This is a genomic window from Ruegeria sp., assembly GCF_040830605.1.
Lineage (GTDB): Bacteria > Pseudomonadota > Alphaproteobacteria > Rhodobacterales > Rhodobacteraceae > Ruegeria.
In genome coordinates this window covers 258,494-275,196 of the sequence record NZ_JBFOMD010000008.1, presented here as the reverse complement: position 1 = coordinate 275,196, position 16,703 = coordinate 258,494, and the positions used below count along the sequence as shown (strand labels likewise).

The 16,703-nt window shown below is 63.8% G+C and carries 16 protein-coding genes; 9 read left to right on the top strand and 7 right to left on the bottom strand.

Annotated elements, in window-relative coordinates; translation table 11 throughout:
* Window positions 1-25: 25 nt before the first annotated feature.
* Complete coding sequence (locus AB3N21_RS12765) at window positions 26-712, top strand: rhomboid family intramembrane serine protease (RefSeq protein WP_367935579.1); 687 nt, start codon at window positions 26-28, stop codon at window positions 710-712.
* Here the strand turns inward: AB3N21_RS12765 and murJ are convergent.
* Genes murJ through AB3N21_RS12750 form a run of 3 tightly spaced genes read right to left on the bottom strand, consistent with a single transcriptional unit; the run spans window position 709 to window position 6,210 of the window.
* Window positions 709-2,250: a murein biosynthesis integral membrane protein MurJ gene (gene murJ / locus AB3N21_RS12760; RefSeq protein ID WP_367935578.1), complete on the bottom strand. Its 1,542-nt coding sequence runs from the start codon at window positions 2,248-2,250 to the stop codon at window positions 709-711. The two genes, AB3N21_RS12765 and murJ, sit on opposite strands and share 4 nt — an antisense overlap.
* A complete protein-coding gene (locus AB3N21_RS12755; protein WP_367935577.1) occupies window positions 2,247-5,075 on the bottom strand; it encodes a [protein-PII] uridylyltransferase in 2,829 nt (942 codons plus the stop codon). The genes murJ and AB3N21_RS12755 overlap by 4 nt, the downstream gene beginning before the upstream one ends.
* Entirely contained in the window at window positions 5,035-6,210 is a 1,176-nt protein-coding gene (locus AB3N21_RS12750) for a penicillin-binding protein activator (RefSeq protein WP_367935576.1), read from the bottom strand. Before AB3N21_RS12750 ends, AB3N21_RS12755 begins: the two co-directional genes overlap by 41 nt.
* A gap of 87 nt (window positions 6,211-6,297) precedes the next feature.
* Between AB3N21_RS12750 and rsmI the strand changes: the two genes are divergently transcribed.
* From rsmI to gshB, 3 genes are all read left to right on the top strand, one after another.
* Window positions 6,298-7,155 (top strand): 16S rRNA (cytidine(1402)-2'-O)-methyltransferase, encoded by an 858-nt coding sequence (rsmI, locus tag AB3N21_RS12745; protein ID WP_367935575.1) that lies wholly within the window; start codon window positions 6,298-6,300, stop codon window positions 7,153-7,155.
* A gap of 1 nt (window position 7,156) precedes the next feature.
* Complete coding sequence (locus tag AB3N21_RS12740; RefSeq protein ID WP_367935574.1) at window positions 7,157-7,528, top strand: YraN family protein; 372 nt, start codon at window positions 7,157-7,159, stop codon at window positions 7,526-7,528.
* A gap of 61 nt (window positions 7,529-7,589) precedes the next feature.
* The gene (gene gshB, locus AB3N21_RS12735) at window positions 7,590-8,522 is read left to right on the top strand and encodes a glutathione synthase (protein ID WP_367935573.1); all 933 of its coding nucleotides are present in this window, start codon (window positions 7,590-7,592) and stop codon (window positions 8,520-8,522) included.
* Here gshB and AB3N21_RS12730 read toward each other — a convergent pair.
* The 4 genes from AB3N21_RS12730 to cobU form a co-directional block, all read right to left on the bottom strand.
* Window positions 8,519-10,033: a YifB family Mg chelatase-like AAA ATPase gene (locus AB3N21_RS12730; RefSeq protein WP_367935572.1), complete on the bottom strand. Its 1,515-nt coding sequence runs from the start codon at window positions 10,031-10,033 to the stop codon at window positions 8,519-8,521. The two genes, gshB and AB3N21_RS12730, sit on opposite strands and share 4 nt — an antisense overlap.
* 98 nt (window positions 10,034-10,131) lie before the next feature.
* Window positions 10,132-10,830, bottom strand: a complete 699-nt coding sequence (locus AB3N21_RS12725) for a glutathione S-transferase (RefSeq protein WP_367935571.1) — start codon at window positions 10,828-10,830, stop codon at window positions 10,132-10,134.
* A 59-nt stretch (window positions 10,831-10,889) separates the two neighbouring features.
* A complete protein-coding gene (locus AB3N21_RS12720) occupies window positions 10,890-11,468 on the bottom strand; it encodes a histidine phosphatase family protein (protein ID WP_367935570.1) in 579 nt (192 codons plus the stop codon).
* Window positions 11,465-11,986: a bifunctional adenosylcobinamide kinase/adenosylcobinamide-phosphate guanylyltransferase gene (cobU, locus tag AB3N21_RS12715; protein WP_171175898.1), complete on the bottom strand. Its 522-nt coding sequence runs from the start codon at window positions 11,984-11,986 to the stop codon at window positions 11,465-11,467. The genes AB3N21_RS12720 and cobU overlap by 4 nt, the downstream gene beginning before the upstream one ends.
* A gap of 101 nt (window positions 11,987-12,087) precedes the next feature.
* On the opposite strand from cobU, the gene AB3N21_RS12710 reads away from it, so the two are divergent.
* The 5 genes from AB3N21_RS12710 to AB3N21_RS12690 all read left to right on the top strand — a co-directional run bounded on the left by AB3N21_RS12710 (window position 12,088) and on the right by AB3N21_RS12690 (window position 16,604).
* On the top strand, window positions 12,088-12,966 hold the full coding sequence (locus AB3N21_RS12710; RefSeq protein ID WP_367935569.1) for an RNA polymerase factor sigma-32: 879 nt from the start codon (window positions 12,088-12,090) through the stop codon (window positions 12,964-12,966).
* Complete coding sequence (locus AB3N21_RS12705) at window positions 12,963-13,793, top strand: ChaN family lipoprotein (protein WP_367935568.1); 831 nt, start codon at window positions 12,963-12,965, stop codon at window positions 13,791-13,793. The genes AB3N21_RS12710 and AB3N21_RS12705 overlap by 4 nt, the downstream gene beginning before the upstream one ends.
* A 77-nt stretch (window positions 13,794-13,870) precedes the next feature.
* The gene (gene coaBC / locus AB3N21_RS12700; protein ID WP_367935567.1) at window positions 13,871-15,067 is read left to right on the top strand and encodes a bifunctional phosphopantothenoylcysteine decarboxylase/phosphopantothenate--cysteine ligase CoaBC; all 1,197 of its coding nucleotides are present in this window, start codon (window positions 13,871-13,873) and stop codon (window positions 15,065-15,067) included.
* 38 nt (window positions 15,068-15,105) lie between these two features.
* A complete protein-coding gene (gene dut / locus AB3N21_RS12695; protein ID WP_367935566.1) occupies window positions 15,106-15,561 on the top strand; it encodes a dUTP diphosphatase in 456 nt (151 codons plus the stop codon).
* On the top strand, window positions 15,561-16,604 hold the full coding sequence (locus AB3N21_RS12690; protein ID WP_367935565.1) for a ThiF family adenylyltransferase: 1,044 nt from the start codon (window positions 15,561-15,563) through the stop codon (window positions 16,602-16,604). The genes dut and AB3N21_RS12690 overlap by 1 nt, the downstream gene beginning before the upstream one ends.
* Window positions 16,605-16,703: the final 99 nt, after the last annotated feature.

Genomic DNA, 16,703 nt, shown 5'->3' with positions numbered 1-16,703 from the left:
ACAGGCGCAGGAAAGGCCGGAACCCATGAGCAGCCCGCATTACACACCCGCCGTGAACCCGTTGCCGCCGGTGGTGGTCGCGCTGGTTCTGTTCATAATGGGGATCGAGGTCGCATTTTCGCTTGGCGCACGGGGGATGATCGGTGGCCCCGGCGCGGTGGGCTGGCGCCTGTCGGCACTGAATTCCTATGCGTTTTCCGCCGATGTTCTGGGCTGGATGTGGGAAACCGGCCGCTGGCCGTTCGAGCAGCTGATCCGCTTCGTCACCTATCCTTTCGTGCATGGCAGCATGACGCAGGCGATCTTTGTCTGCGTCTTTGTGCTCGCCATGGGCAAGATGGTGGGCGAGGTGTTCGGCGGCGTTGCGATGCTGATCATCTTCGTGGTGTCCGGTGTCGGTGGGGCGCTGGCCTATGCCCTGCTGCTCGACCCGCGCTATCCGCTGGTCGGGGGCTTTCCGCCGGTCTATGGCCTGATCGGCGCTTTCACCTGGCTGCTCTGGCGTGGATTATCCCTTGTGGGCGCAAACCAAGCGCGGGCCTTCAACCTGATTGCTGTCCTGATGGGGATACAGTTGCTGTTCGGGCTGCTGTTCGGCGGTACAAATGACTGGGTGGCCGATCTGGGCGGTTTTGCCACCGGGTTCGGTCTCTCGTTCTTTCTCGCACCGGGCGGCTGGGCTCGCATCCGCGACCGGATGCGGCGGGATTAACCTCGGCGTAGCGCGCGTTTGAACTCGGCCATGCGGAAGGCACCGATGGCTTGCCCGGCGGCGAAATAGACCGTGGCTCCCAACACGATCAGGCCGAACAGGGCCAGATACCGCCAGCTTGGCACCGACAGCATCCAGCCGCCGAGCCGCATTGCCACCAGCAATGCCGCGCCCATCACGCCCGAGGCCGCCACGATCCGCCATGCCCGCTCGCGGAAGCGCGCGTCAAACCGGGCCACGTCTCCCATCCGCCGTGCACCGAGCGCCAGCAGCCCAACCATCACCCAGCCCGCCGCTGAGGCCGCAATGGCAGGGGCAATCCAGCCGACCAGAGGATACAGGCCAAAGGCCAGCGTCGCGTTTACCACCATGGCAACGACCGCGTAGCGGAAGGGCGACTTGGTATCCTCGCGCGCGAAATAGAGCGGTTGCAGCAGCTTTTGCAGCATGAAAGAGGGCAAGCCGATTCCGTAGATCGCCACTGCCAGCGCGGTTGCCGCGCTGTCCTCGGGCCCGAATTGTCCGCGCTGAAACAGGACCGAGACCAGCGCCAGCGGCATCACCAGAAAGGCCACTGTCGAGGGGATGGTGAGCAGCAGCGAGAATTCTCCGGCCCTGGAAAACGCATCCCGCGCGCCTGAATCGTCGCCCGCCCGCAGGCGCCGGGACAGATCGGGCAGCAGCACGATGCCTACCGCGATGCCCACAACGCCGAGCGGCAGCTGATAGAGCCGGTCGGCTGCGAACAGCCAGCTTACTGCCTTTTCGGTTTTCGAGGCCACGAGTTGCCCCACCACCAGATTGATCTGCGTCACACCCATCGCCAAAGCCGCGGGCACGGCGATGCGAACCATGTGGCGCATCTCGGGTGTCAGGCGGGGCAGGCCGGGGCGGATACGGATGCCCGCGCGCTCAGCGGCGAACCAGACCAGCGCCAGCTGCGCCACCCCGGCCGCCGGGATCACCCGGATCAGCCAGTCGATGACCTCACCGCCCAGAAGGGCGCCGGCGATCAGCGCGCTGCAGGCAAAGATGTTGAGCAGCACCGGTGCGGCGGCAGCCGCGGCAAAGCGTCCGGTGGCGTTCAGAACGCCGGAAAACAGCGCCGCCAGTGACATGAACAGGATGTAGGGAAACACGATATAGCCATAGCCGACCGCCAGATCGAACCGCTCGTCTCCGTGGAACCCCTCGGCCGTGGCCCAGACCAAAGCGGGCATGAAGACCATGGCCAGCCCAACCAGCGCCAGCACCGCCGTGCTGAGCAGGTTGAACGCATCCCGGGCGAACCCCACCGCATCCTCGCCGCCCTCCAGCCGTTTCGAAAACATCGGAACGAAGGCGGCGTTGAACGCGCCCTCGGCGAAGAAGCGGCGGAACATGTTGGGCAGGCGGAAGGCGGCGACAAACGCATCCATCACCGGGCCGGGCCCGATGAACGCGGTCAGCAGAATCTCCCGCAAGAACCCGAGTATCCGGCTGGCCAGGGTCCAGAAGCCCACCGTGAACAGGCCCGAGAGCAATCGGATGGGCTTCATGAGGCCGCCCGTTCCGCGCCTTCGGTAATGGCCTTGCGCAGCTTGGCCTCAAGCCCGCGCTGCTTGCTTTCCGAGTGGTACTTCAGGCCGAACATGTCCTTTACGTAGAAGGTATCGACCACCTGCTCGCCATAGGTCGCGATCACCGCGTTGGCGATATAGACATTCGCCGCCGCCAGCGTCCGTGTCAGATCATAAAGCAGGCCGGGCCGGTCGCGCGTGTCCACTTCGATGATGGTGTAGATCTCCGAGCCATCGTTGTCGAAGGTGATATGCGTCGGCACGTTGAAGGCCTTTTCCCGCTTCTTGATCTTGTCGCGGGATTTCAGCGCCTCGCGGGCCACGACCTCGCCCTTGAGCGTCTTGTGGATCATCTTGGTCAGACGCGGCAGGCGAGAGGCCTCGAACGGGTGGCCTTCGGCATCTTGGATCCAGAAGGCATCGGTCACGTAGCCGTCCTTGGTCGTGTAGCTGCGGGCATCGACCACATTGGCCCCGACCAGCGCCAGCGCGCCCGCGATCCGCGCGAAGATGCCCGGGTGATCGGCCATCGCGAAACAGGCACGGGTGGCGTCGCGATCCACGTCCGGGTGCAGGCGGATCTCCATCGCGCCGGGATCGCCGCTATGTTCCAGCGCCTGCAGCATCTCGGCAAACTCGATATGGGTCGACAGGTTCAGGCCCTGCCAATACGGATCGTAATGCCGCCCCGTCTCGGTCTTGAGGTCCGCCTTCGACCAGTTCTCCATCGCCTCGCGCAGCGCCTTCTTGGCCTCGGCGCCGCGATTTGCGCGGTTGAGGTCCTCCATCCCGGTTTCCAGCGCCCGCTTGGTCTCGGCATGCAGCGCGCGCAGCAGGGTGGCCTTCCAGTTGTTCCAGGTGTTGGGACCGACGCCCCGGATGTCACACACCGTCAGCACCGTCAGCAGGTCCAGTTGCTTGACCGTCGTCACCGCCTTGGCGAAATCTCGCACCGTGCGCGGGTCGGAAATATCGCGTTTCTGTGCCATGTCCGACATCAGCAGGTGATAGCGGACCAACCATTCCACCGTCTCGGCGTCGGATTTGTTCAGCCCCAGCCTTGGCGCCACCTTGCGCGCGATCTTGGCGCCGAGGATCGAGTGATCCTCGGGTCGTCCCTTGGCGATGTCATGCAGGAGCAGCGCCACATAGAGCACCTTGCGGTTTACCCCGCGGTCCAGGATCGACGAGGCCAGCGGCAGTTCTTCAATCAGCTCGCCGCGCTCGATCTGGGCCAGGTTCACGATGCATTGGATGGTGTGCTCGTCCACCGTGTAGCTGTGATACATGTTGAACTGCATCATCGCCACGATGTGCTCGAATTCGGGCAGAAAGGCCGACAAAACCCCCAGCTCGTTCATCCGTCGCAGGGCGCGTTCCGGGTTGCCGTGTTTGAGCATCAGGTCGAGGAAGATGCGCTGCGCCTCCTTGTCGGCGCGCATGTCGTCGTCGATAAGGTCCAGATTCGCCGTCACCAGCCGCATTGCGTCGGGATGGATCAGCATGCCTGTCCGCAACCCTTCTTCGAAGAGGCGCAGCAGGTTGACCTTGTCGGCGAGGAACTTTGCCGGGTCGGCCACATCCAGTCGGCCATGCACCACGCGGTAGCCGGGCTTGACCCGGGGACGGCGGCGGAAAATGCGCTCCAGCAGAGGAGCGCCCTTCATGTGTGCCGCTTCCAGTTTGGTCAGAAAGATCCGGGTCAGTTCACCCACCCGGGTGGCCTCTCGGAAATACTTCTGCATGAAGACCTCGACGGCCCGGCGCCCGGCGCGATCCTCGTACCCCATGCGGTCGGCCACCTCGACCTGCAGGTCAAAAGACAACTGCTCGCTCGCCCGCCCGGTCACCAGATGCAGATGCGAGCGGACCGCCCACAGGAAATCCTCGGCCTGAACGAAAGTGTCGAACTCCTCGCGGGTGAACAGGCCCAGCGGCACCAATTCCGCCACGTCCTGTACGCCATAAAGGTATTTGGCGATCCAGTATAGCGATTGCAGGTCGCGCAGGCCGCCCTTGCCCTCCTTCACGTTGGGCTCGACCATATAGCGCTCGCCCTGCTTTCGGTGGCGTGTCTCACGCTCTTGCAGCTTGGCCTCGATGAACTCCTGCCCGGAGCCTTTAAAAAGCTCGGATTTGAGGCGCTCGTCCAGTTCTTCGGCCAGCGGTTCATGCCCGGCGAGGAACCGGTGTTCCAGCATGGCGGTGCGGATGGTGAAATCGTCGCCGCCCAGCCGCAGGCAATCCTTGATGGTGCGCGAGGAATGGCCGACCTTGAGCCGCAAATCCCAGAGCATGTAGAGCATCGATTCGATGACGCTCTCGGCCCAGGCGGTGATCTTGTAAGGGGTCAGGAATAGCAGATCGACATCTGAGGCTGGTGCCATCTCGCCACGGCCATATCCGCCCACCGCTATCACCGCGATGCGCTCCCCCTGAGTCGGGTTGGCCAGAGGGTGCAGAATCTCACCGGCCACATACAGCACGGTGCGCACCAACCCGTCGGTTAGATAGGTGTAGGCCCGGGTCAGGGGACGGGCCGCAAAAGGCTGTGCGGCAAAGGCCTCGGCAATCGCGGTGCGGCCCGATTTCTGCACATCGCGCAGAATCGAAACAACCTGCCCGCGCAGGGCGGCGTTATCAGCGCAAGTCTCCGCTGCGGACGCGATCCGGGCGTGAACGGCAGCGGCGTCAAAAATCCGTTCCGGCGGGCAGATCAGCTCGCCAGTCAGCATTGGTTCGGTCAGGACAGCAGGTGCCGGGTCAGAAACCGGCACCGGAGAAGCTTTGTGGGGCAGGGTCAATCACAACCACCTGTTTGTTCTGGATCGTGGCCACGGCCAGCCCCCTTTCATTAGTCCCGTCGGGCCGCAAACGGAAGATGCCACCGACACCCTGGAACCCGGCATTCTGGGTCAGTGCCGCTCCGGTCAGGGCATCGGACTTACCAGCACCCACCAATGCGCCGATGGCTGCGATGCCATCATAGGCCAGCCCGCCGATCGGATGCGGTGCGCCGCCATAGCTGGCCTGGTACCGCGAACGGAAAGCCTGCGCCTTGCCCGGATCGGGCAGCGCGAACCAGCCACCCTGCACCCCGGGCAGTTCCAGCGTCTGCGACGGGATATCCCAGCGGGTCAGGCCAATGAACTGCGTGGCGGCGGGTGAGACGCCCGCTTCGGGCAGCAACTGGCTGTAAAGCGGTAGCGCGCCGGCTGTGGTCGAGGTCAGAAACAACGAATCCGCGCCGCTGCTGCTGACCGTCGACCTGATGGTCTGCACGCTGTTGATCACGCCCTGCTGCGAGCGTTCGTAGCCGACGGTGCCGACCACCCGTGCGCTGCTGCGTCCGACAGCCTGCGTGATGGCTGCGCGGCCCAGCTGTCCGCCGTCATCATTGCTGTGCACCACTACGACGCTGCTCTTGCCCTGCGACGCGGCAAAACTGGCCAGCCGGTTCGCGGTGTTACTGAAGGTTGGACCCAGGACAAAAACATTGCCGCCGGCGATGTTGGTGTTGTTCGAGAAGGACAGGACATTGACCTGCTTGTTCAGCACCGCAAGACCTGCCGCGTTGGCGGCCTGGGCATAGACCGGTCCGAGAATGATCTTGGCGCCGTCATTGACGGCCTGCTGAGCGACAGCGGCAGCGGTGTTCGGATTGCCCGCCGTGTCATAGACGCGCAGGTCGATCTGCACATTGCCCAGATCGGCAATGGCCAGCCGGGCCGAGTTCTCAAGGCTCTGGGCAAGAACCGCGTCACCCGGCTGCCTCGATCCGCGCGGCACCAGCAGGGCCACCGGAACCGGCTTTGACGTGTTGATCGAAGGGCCTCCGCCGCCCACCGCAATGGTGTCGCAAGCCGCCAGAAACGCGGCCGTCGCCAAGGCACAGGCCGACAAGGCCAGTTTTCGGGCAGGCTTGAAAACGCTAAACATCTAAATCACAACTCCCTGATCCGGCGGTCTGAAGTGCCGCGTTATGTCGGGCTGCGATAATAAACGTCATGCATGGGGGGTCCAGTATTGAATTTCCATAAGGTCTCACTGCCCGGGGGGCTCTACTTTGTGGCGACACCGATCGGCACGGCGCGCGACATCACGTTGCGGGCGCTGGATATCCTTGCCTCGGCGGATGTGATCGCAGCCGAGGACACCCGCAGCCTGCGGCGTCTGATGGATATCCACGGCGTTCCCCTCGATGGGCGGCGAATGCTCGCCTATCACGACCACAGCGGCGCTGGCGCGCGCACGCGGATTCTGGACGCACTTTCGCAAGGCCGGTCGGTCGCTTATGCCTCCGAAGCCGGGATGCCACTGATCGCGGACCCCGGATACGATCTTGGCCGACAGGCCTCGGAAGCGGGATTTGTGGTGACCTGCGCCCCGGGACCGTCCGCCGTCTTGACAGCCCTGACGCTGGCCGGGCTGCCCACGGACGCGTTCTTTTTCGCGGGTTTCCTGCCTAACGCCACCAACGCCCGCCGCTCCCGGCTCGAGGCGCTCACCGATGTGCCGGGCACGTTGGTGTTCTACGAATCCCCCAAGCGGATTTCTGCCTGCTTGACCGACTTGGCCGCCACGTTGGGCGGTGAGCGGCAGGCCGCGCTCTGCCGGGAACTGACCAAGAAATTCGAGGAAATCCGACGCGGATCGCTGCAGGAACTGGCCGAAGAGATGCGGGGCGCAACCGTGAAAGGAGAGATCGTTGTTCTGGTGGATCGCGCCCGTTCACAAGGCGTTAGTGATTCTGACATAGAAGAAGCTCTGGAGGCGGCGCTGAAAACCCATTCGGTCCGGGATGCAGCGGATCTGGTGTCGAAAATGTACGGGATGCCCCGCCGTCCGATCTATCAGCGGGCCTTGAAACTGGGAAAGGGCTGACATGAACACGCGATCCACCAAAGGTTCGGTGGCTTACCATTCCGGTGCGGCGGCGGAACACCGTATCGCGCAGGACTATGAGCGGCGCGGTTTTACAATTGCACGCCGCCGCTGGCGTGGCGCGAGTGGCGAAATCGACCTGATCACCCGCGATGCGCAGGGTGTGGTGTTTGTCGAGGTCAAGAAAAGCCGGAATTTCGCAAGGGCGGCGGAGCGCCTGAGTACCCAGCAGATGAACCGCATCTACGCATCAGCCGAACAATTTCTTTCCGAAGAACCTGACGGATCGCTAACCAATGCGCGGTTCGATGTGGCTTTGGTAGACGCCTCGGGCGCGTTTCAAATTGTCGAGAATGCCTTTGGCCACGGCTGATCGCCATTGAACCCTCGGTCTGACTGCGCCATGTATCGGGCAATCGACAGAGGGATGCACCATGAAGATCGCCTTTCAGATGGACCCGATCGGGGCCGTGGACATCAATGCCGACAGCTCGTTTCGTCTTGCGGAGGAGGCGCAGGCGCGCGGGCATGAGCTGTTCTTTTACGGACCCGATCACTTGGCATATCAGGAGGGGCGGATCACGGCACGCGGGCGGGACATGAGCGTGCAGCGTGTGGTAGGCGATCCGGCAGTGCTGGGACCGGAGCGTGAGGTGGATCTGGCGGATTTCGATGTGGTCTGGCTGCGGCAGGACCCGCCCTTTGACATGCATTACATCACCTCGACCCATCTGCTGGACCGGTTGCAGGGGCAGGCGCTGGTGGTGAACGACCCCTTCTGGGTGCGGAACTACCCCGAAAAACTGCTGGTTCTGGATTTCCCGGACCTGACCCCGCCCACCACGGTTGCCCGCGATCTCGTGACCATCAAGGCGTTCAAGGCCAAGCATGGCGACGTCATTCTGAAACCGCTCTACGGCAATGGCGGTGCGGGGGTGTTCCGGCTGGATGCCAACGACCGCAACCTGACCTCGCTGCATGAGCTGTTCACCGGGTTTTCGCGTGAGCCGCTGATTGTGCAGAAATTCCTGCCCGACGTGCGCAATGGCGACAAGCGGATCATTCTGGTGGATGGTGAGCCGGTGGGGGCGATCAACCGGATACCGGCAGAGGGTGAGACCCGCTCGAACATGCATGTGGGTGGGCGGCCGGAAAAGATTGGGCTGAGCGCACGCGATCTGGAGATCTGTGCCGCAATCGGGCCGTTGCTCAAGGAAAAGGGCCAGGTTTTTGTCGGCATCGACGTGATCGGTGACTACCTGACCGAGATCAACGTGACCTCGCCCACCGGAATTCAGGAGTTGGAACGCTTCAACGGAGTCAATGTCGCCGAGAAGATCTGGCAGGCCATCGAGGCCAAGCTCTAAGCCATGACCCGGGCGCTAATGCGAAAACTTAGCGCTTCTGCCACATGCGGTCGACGGACATCGGCTGAGCCTTCAAGGTCGGCGATAGTGCGGGCCACCCGCAGGATACGGTGATAAGCGCGGGCCGACAGGCCGAACCGGTCGGCGGCTTTGAGCAGCAACTCTTTGCCTTCCGCGTCGGGCGACGCGATTTCCTCGAGTAGTTTGCCTTCGGCATCGGCATTCTGGGAGATGCCCGGATGCCGGTGAAACCGTTCCATCTGAACATTTCGAGCAGCCCCAACCCGGGCCGCCACGGTTTCTGAGCTGTCCCCGGATGACGGTAAATCCAGATCCGTGAATTCGACCGGCGGCACTTCCAGCCGGAGGTCGAACCGGTCCATCAGAGGGCCAGAGATGCGGCTCAGATAGTCCTCGCCGCAATTGGGCGCGCGGGAGCAGGCTCGGGCCGGATTGGTCAAGTAGCCGCATTTGCAAGGGTTGGCGGCGGCAACGAGCATGAAGCGGCAGGGGTAATTAACGTGGGCATTCGCGCGCGACACCATGATTTCGCCGGTTTCGATGGGCTGGCGCAAGGTTTCCAGAACCGTGCGGGGGAATTCCGGGAATTCGTCCATGAAAAGGACGCCATTGTGGGCCAGTGAAATTTCGCCCGGTTTGGCCCCCTTTCCACCCCCGACAATTGAGGCCATGGACGCTGTGTGATGCGGGTCCCGAAACGGGCGGGTCCGGCTGATGCCGCCTTCGTCCAGCAGCCCGCACAGAGAGTGGATCATCGAAGTATCGAGCGCCTCGGCGGCGGTGAGCGGGGGCAAGATGCCGGGGATGCGGGCGGCGAGCATGGACTTGCCCGAGCCCGGCGTGCCGATCATGATCAGGTGGTGGCGGCCGGCGGCAGCAATCTCGAGTGCGCGCTTGGCGCGTTCCTGTCCCTTCACGTCCCGCAGGTCCTTTTCGAAAGGGTCGGTTTGAATTTCGCCCGCTTGTGCTGCCGCCAGCGGAGCTTGGCCGGAATAGTGGCGGACGACTGCGCCGAGCGTGTCGGCGCCGATCACGGTCGTGGCCTCGACCCACGCGGCCTCGGCGCTGGAGGCTTTGGGACAGAGCAGAACCCGGTCTTCGGCAGCGGCAGTCATGGCCGACGGCAGGGCGCCGATCACCGGGATCAGCGAGCCGTCGAGGGAAAGCTCGCCCAGAGCCAGCGTTTTTTCGGCGGCCTCGGCGGGCACAATTTCGAGCGCGGCAAGCAGGGCCAGCGCGATGGGCAGGTCAAAATGACTACCCTCCTTCGGCAAGTCGGCGGGTGAGAGATTGATGGTGATCCGCTTGGAGGGCAGGGCGATCGCCATGGCGCTGAGCGCGCTCCGCACCCGGTCTCGGGCTTCGGACACAGCCTTGTCAGGCAGGCCCACGATGGAAAAGGCAGGCAGGCCGGGGGTGACGGCGCATTGCACCTCGACCGGGCGGGCCTCGACCCCTTGGAATGCGACGGTATAGGCGCGGGCGACCATGGCTGTCCTGTTTTTTGGTTAACAGGGGATTGCTAGCGTGGCCGTGGTTTAGGAAGGGTTAACGCCGCGCGGGCGGCGGCGTTGGGATTCGCGTATTTTCAGCAAGAAGAAGCAACCGGGCTGGGCCAAGGGGCGAAGGGTAGGTTCAACTCGTAGGGGAACGGGTCATAGGTGACCTTCTGGGCCTCCTGACGCCATGCCTCGACAGCGGGGTCGCCCAGAAGCATCTCGCAATAGGCGCGGTTTTCATCCGAGACCGGCAGTCCGTATCCGACAATCCGTGCGGCAACAGGCGTGTAGAAAACGTCCGCCAGAGAATGCGCGCCGAAGAGCGGGCCAGAAGATGCGCCTGACAGGCGTCGTGCATGGGCCCAGAGGGTTTCGATGCGGGCGAGATCGATGCGGGTATCGGGTGCCGGGCTGAAACCCCGGTAGCGGCGCGCAAGTTGCATCGGGCATTCGCTGCGCAGGGCGGTGAATCCGGCGACCATCTCGGCACACAGCCAGCGGGCGGTGGCGCGAGCCGCGGGGGCAGCGGGCCAGAGCCCGGCCTTCGGATGGCGCTCGGCCAGCGTTTCGGCCATGGCGAGGCTTTCGCCCACGACTGTACCGTCGGGCAGCCGCAGCGTGGGTACCAGCCGGGCGGGCGCGAGTGCCGCCATATCCTGCGCCATGGTGCCGGAATAGAGGCCGATCATGTGGGTGCGGTAGGGGATGCCGAATTTCTCGAGCATCAGCCAGCCGCGCAGCGACCAACTCGAAAACAGGCGGTCACCGATATAGAGGTCATAGGTCATGCACAGAGGCTAGGCGGGAATGCGCGCCTTGGTAAAACGGTCTTTTGTGCGGGTGCCGATCACGGGCAGTGATTGATCCGGCCCACGGTCCAACTGTCCCCGAGCCGGGTGATCTCGGTCACCGAGAGGTTGTCGATGCGGTGCGAGAATGCCTCTTCTGCCGTCAGGCGCAGGGCGCGCTGGACCTGAGACAGGATGACGCCGAAATGGGCGACGACGATCACGTCATGTCCGGCGTGGTCGCGGATCAACGCGTCGATGGCGGCATCGACGCGGGCACAGACCTCGTTCCAGCTTTCACCGTTTGGGGGGCGGACCTCACCCGGATAGTCCCAGTAGGCGCGGGCCAGTACGGGGTCTTCGGCCTCGATCTCGGCATAGCGTCGCAGTTCCCATGTGCCGAAATTGATCTCGCGCAGGTCGGGTCGGTGCGGCAGGCGGGTGCGGGTGCCCTGAACGGCTGTCGCAGTGTCAGCGGCGCGGCACAGATCGGACGAGATCACCAGCGCCGTGTCGGGCAGATGCGCGGACAGGCGCGCAATCGCGGCATGATCGCTCAGGTCGGCGGGCAGGTCGGACCAGCCCACCATGGATTTTGCGTGGGTCGGGCCATGGCGGACCAGATGCAGGCGGGTCACGGTAGTTCCCCTTTCAGCACCAGTGGCAGGCCGGCGGTGACCTGCACCACCAGATCGGCCTCAGCCGCCAGGGCAATGTTCAGCCGCCCCTGCGCCTCGCGAAACCGCCGCGCCAGTGCGTTTTCGGGGACGATACCGTGGCCAACCTCGTTCGAGACCACCACCAACTGCGCCGCGCAGGTGCGCAGGGCGCGCTGCAACCCGGCGCGCGCCGTGTCCAGATCGCTGTCGGCGAGCAGATGATTGCTGAGCCACATGGTGACGCAGTCGATCAGGCAGATGTGATCCGACTCCAGTCCCGAAAGGGCCGGGCCCAGATCCAGAGGCGCCTCGATCGTCGTCCAATCGGCGCCTCTTTGTGCAATATGTTGCTCAATCTTTTGGCGCATCTCGTCATCAAACACTTGTGATGTGGCGACATAAACTCGGGATTTTCCAGTGGATACAACCAGTTGTTCGGCAAATGCGGATTTTCCGGATGCTGCGCCGCCAAGAATTAAGGTTAAATTGGGATGCACTTTTATTACCTTTCTGGTGATCCACCCGGTTATTGTTCTGCGTATCGGCAGTAATTGCGCATGACAAGGCCGGCAAATGCCTGGCTTTTGGGGAGCACTTTATGGCACTGGACCATCCACGAGACCTGTCCATGTCGCGACAGGCGATGAAGGCGGAACTGTTGGATGCCGAGACCGAGTTGCGTCTGGCTTATGCCTGGCGCGATGAGCGGGATGAACAGGCGTTGCATCGTCTCATTACCGCCTATATGCGACTGGCGATTTCCATGGCGGCAAAGTTCAAGCGCTACGGCGCGCCGATGAACGATCTGATTCAAGAGGCCGGTTTGGGCCTGATGAAGGCTGCGGACAAGTTCGACCCGGATCGCGGGGTGCGCTTCTCGACCTATGCGGTCTGGTGGATCAAAGCCAGTATCCAGGACTATGTGATGCGCAACTGGTCGATGGTGCGCACTGGCTCCACGTCATCGCAGAAGTCGCTGTTTTTCAACATGCGCCGGGTGCAGGCTCGGCTGGAGCGTGAGGCCGCTGCCGATGGGTTGGAGTTGGACCGACATCAGTTGCACCAGATGATTGCCTCTGAGATCGGTGTGCCCCTGCGCGATGTCGAGATGATGGAAGGGCGGCTTTCGGGCTCGGATTTCTCGCTGAACGCCGTGCAGGCGGCGGATGAGGATGGGCGTGAATGGATTGACGCGCTCGAGGATGAGAGCGTGCAGGCCGCCGAAAAGGTTGAGAAACGGCACGACAGGGCACAGTTGCGGGAATGGCTGTTGATCGCGATGCGGGCCCTCAACGACCGCGAGCGGTTCATCGTGCGCGAAAGGAAACTGCGTGACAAGCCGCGTACACTGGAAAGTCTGGGTCAGGAGCTTGGCCTCTCCAAGGAACGGGTGCGTCAGCTCGAGGCCGCCGCGTTTGCCAAGATGCGCAAGAACCTTGAAGCGCAATCGCGCGAGGTGCAACAGTTCCTCGTATGAGAAACCTGACGATTCTGGTATGCGCCGTGATGGCGTTTTGGGCCGCCCCGCTTCGGGCGGCCTTTGCGGCTGAGGATGTACCGGCAGAAGTGGCCGAGCAGGTGCTGGCGGCGGATGTGGTGATCCTGGGCGAAGTGCATGACAACCCGCACCATCACCAGGTTCAGGCCGCGATGGTGGCCGAGATGCAACCCAAGGCCATCGTCTGGGAGATGCTAACAGAGGAAGGTGCGGGACGGGTGAATGCCACCCTGATCTCCGAGCCCGACAAGCTGGCGGCTGCTGTGCGCTGGGCCGAGTTGGGCTGGCCGCCGCTTGCTATGTATCTGCCGATCTTCCGGGCAACTCCCGATGCGCCGCTTTATGGCGCATTGGTGCCCCGCGCTGCGGCACGCGCAGCGATGGAGACCGGCGCCGCCACGGCGCTTGGCGCGGATGCGGCGCGCTACGGGCTTACGGTCCCTCTGGCGCCCGAGGAGCAGGCCGCGCGCGAGGCGGATCAGCAGATCGCCCATTGCAATGCACTGCCCGAAGAGATGCTGCCTCAGATGGTGGCAATCCAGCGTCTGCGCGATGCGGTGCTTGCGCGGGCGGTGCTGCGGGCAATGCGGGAAACCGGCGGCCCTGTCGCCGTGATCACCGGCAACGGTCATGCCCGCAAGGACCGTGGTGTCCCGGTCTATCTGGCGCGGCTGGAGCCCGGCCTGAGGGTTTTCGTTCTGGGTCAGTCCGAGGATGGTCGTGTCGATGGTGGCTATGACGCGGTGATCGACAGCCCTGCTGCCGAGCGTGAAGACCCCTGCGCGGCCTTTGCACCGCAGGACTGATTGCTGGGGATTATGCGCTGGCGCAACCGGCGCCGCTTGCCTAATGTCGGGGCGATCCGGAACGGGAAAGGGCGGGCATGCTGGCGTCGAAACGTATCTTGCTGATCATCGGTGGCGGGATCGCGGCTTACAAGTCGCTGGACCTGATCCGACGCCTGCGCGAGCGGGGCGCTTCGGTGACACCTGTGCTGACCCGGGCCGCCGAGGAATTCGTGACGCCGCTGTCGGTGGCGGCGCTGGCCGGCGAAAAGGCCTATCGCGATCTTTTCGATCTGACGGACGAGGCCGAGATGGGCCATATCCAGCTCTCGCGGTCTGCTGATCTGGTGGTGGTGGCGCCCGCCACGGCGGACCTGATGGGCAAGATGGTAGCGGGGCTGGCGGGTGATCTGGCCTCGACCCTGCTGATGGCGACCGACACACCGGTTCTAATCGCGCCTGCCATGAATGTGCGCATGTGGGAGCATCCGGCGACGCAGCGCAACCGGGCGCAACTGGCTGCCGACGGGGTGCGGTTCGTCGGCCCCAACGAGGGCGACATGGCCTGTGGCGAATACGGCCCGGGGCGCATGTCCGAACCGCTCGAGATCGTCGCGGCCATCGAAACCGCGCTGGGCGACGGCCCGTTGAGAGGCAAGCGTATTCTGGTGACCTCGGGCCCGACGCATGAGCCCATCGACCCTGTGCGCTACATCGCCAACCGCTCATCGGGCGCGCAGGGCAGCGCGGTGGCGCGGGCGCTGGCAGCACTTGGGGCCGAGGTGGTATTCGTCACCGGCCCTGCCGAGGTACCGCCACCCGATGGTGTGCAGGTGGTGCGGGTGGAAAGCGCGCGTGAGATGTCCGAAGCGGTCGATGCCGCGTTGCCCGTGGATGCTGGCATCTTTGCAGCGGCGGTGGCGGATTGGCGCGTGGCCAGCGCCTCGGACCGCAAGCTGAAGAAAAGCGGGGATGGGCTGCCGGTGCTGGAATTTGCTGAGAACCCGGACATCCTCAAGCGTGTCGCGCAGATGGATGAGGGGCGGCCTGGCCTGGTGGTGGGCTTTGCTGCCGAGACCAATGATGTGATCGCGCATGCCACCGCCAAGAGGGCGCGCAAGGGCTGCGACTGGATCGTGGCCAACGATGTCAGCCCGGCGACGGGCATCATGGGCGGGTCCGAGAATGCGGTGATCCTGATCTCGGATGATGGTGCCGAGGAATGGCCGCGCATGGGCAAGGATGCGGTTGCCGCGCGTCTGGCCCAGAGGATCGCGGCGGCGTTGACGGCGTGATTTGCGTATTTTGAGCAAGAAGAAGCGGGGGCGTGCAGATGGTGGCAATCCGTGTGATCCGTGATGAGGGGGCCGATCCCGGTGTGGCGTTGCCGTCGTATGAATCGGCGGGCGCGGCAGGCGCCGATGTACGGGCGAACTTCCCGGATCGCGGCTCGGTGGTGCTGGAACCCGGCGCGCGCGCGCTGATCCCCACCGGGTTGCGGATCGAGATCCCCGAGGGGTTCGAGGTGCAGGTGCGGCCCCGTTCCGGCCTTGCGCTGAAATACGGGATCACCCTGCCCAACACGCCCGGCACCATCGACAGCGATTATCGCGGCCCGTTGGGGGTGATCGTGCTGAATGCGGGGCAGGAGCCGTTCGAGATTTCCCATGGCGAAAGGATCGCGCAGCTAGTGGTTGCTCCGGTCTTGCAGGCACGGTTCGAACTGGCCGAGGGGTTGAGTGAGACAGCGCGCGGCGCAGGCGGTTTTGGCTCGACCGGGCAGGGCTGATGCTGCTGGTTCTGGTCATAGCGGGCGCCCTTTGGGGGCTTGGCCTGATGATGGGTGTCTCGCGTCAGGCGCGGTTGTTGCTTGTTGGCTCTATTTTTCTGGTGGTGCTGGCGCTGCAACTGGTGCTGCCGAATGGCCATCCGATACGCGAGGCAACCGGTCAGTCTCCGGCGCTGTGGCTGATTTTGGCCGGGTTCCTTGCGCTGGGGGCGATGTATGGGCGCGGTCTGGCGTGGCTGAAATCGCGTGCGCGGCCTGAGCTGGCCGCGACTTCAGCGAAGAAACCCGGCACGTTCTCGGACACCGAACTAGAGCGTTATGCCCGACATATCGTGCTGCGTGAGCTGGGCGGGCCGGGGCAGAAAAAACTGAAACAGGCGAAAGTGCTGGTCATTGGCGCAGGCGGCCTTGGCGCGCCGGCGCTGCAATATCTGGCCGCAGTCGGGGTGGGCACCATCGGTGTGATCGACGATGACGTGGTCGAGAACGCCAACCTGCAGCGGCAGGTGATCCACCACGATGCGGATATCGGAATGCCCAAGGTGTTTTCGGCGCAGGCCGCGATGGAGGCGCAGAACCCCAATGTGGTGGTCCGCCCCTATCATCGGCGTCTGACCGAGGAGATTGCGGCAGACCTGTTCGCCGATTACGATCTGATCCTCGATGGCACCGACAATTTTGACAGCCGCTATCTGGCCAACCGCGTGGCCGTGGCGCAGGGCAAGCCGCTGATCTCTGGCGCGCTGGCACAGTGGGAGGGGCAGCTGAGCGTCTTTCACCCAGCCGACACCGGCCCCTGCTATCAGTGCGTCTTTCCCGAAGCACCGGCACCGGGGTTGGCACCGTCTTGCGCCGAAGCTGGTGTGATCGGGCCGTTACCGGGGGTAGTTGGCTCGATGATGGCGGTGGAAGCGGTGAAGCTGATCACCGGTGCGGGCGCGGTTTTGAAGGGCGAGATGTTGATCTACGACGCGCTTTATGGGGAAAGCCGGAAGATCACCCTGTCGAGGCGTGCGGACTGTCCGGTGTGTGGTGGGGATTGAGCAGTTTTACATGCCCGGAATCAAGGCACGCCTTGCGCGCCGCTGGGCAGCGCCCGACCGCACCTATGGGCGGGCGCTACTGAACCGTTTGGCTTGTGC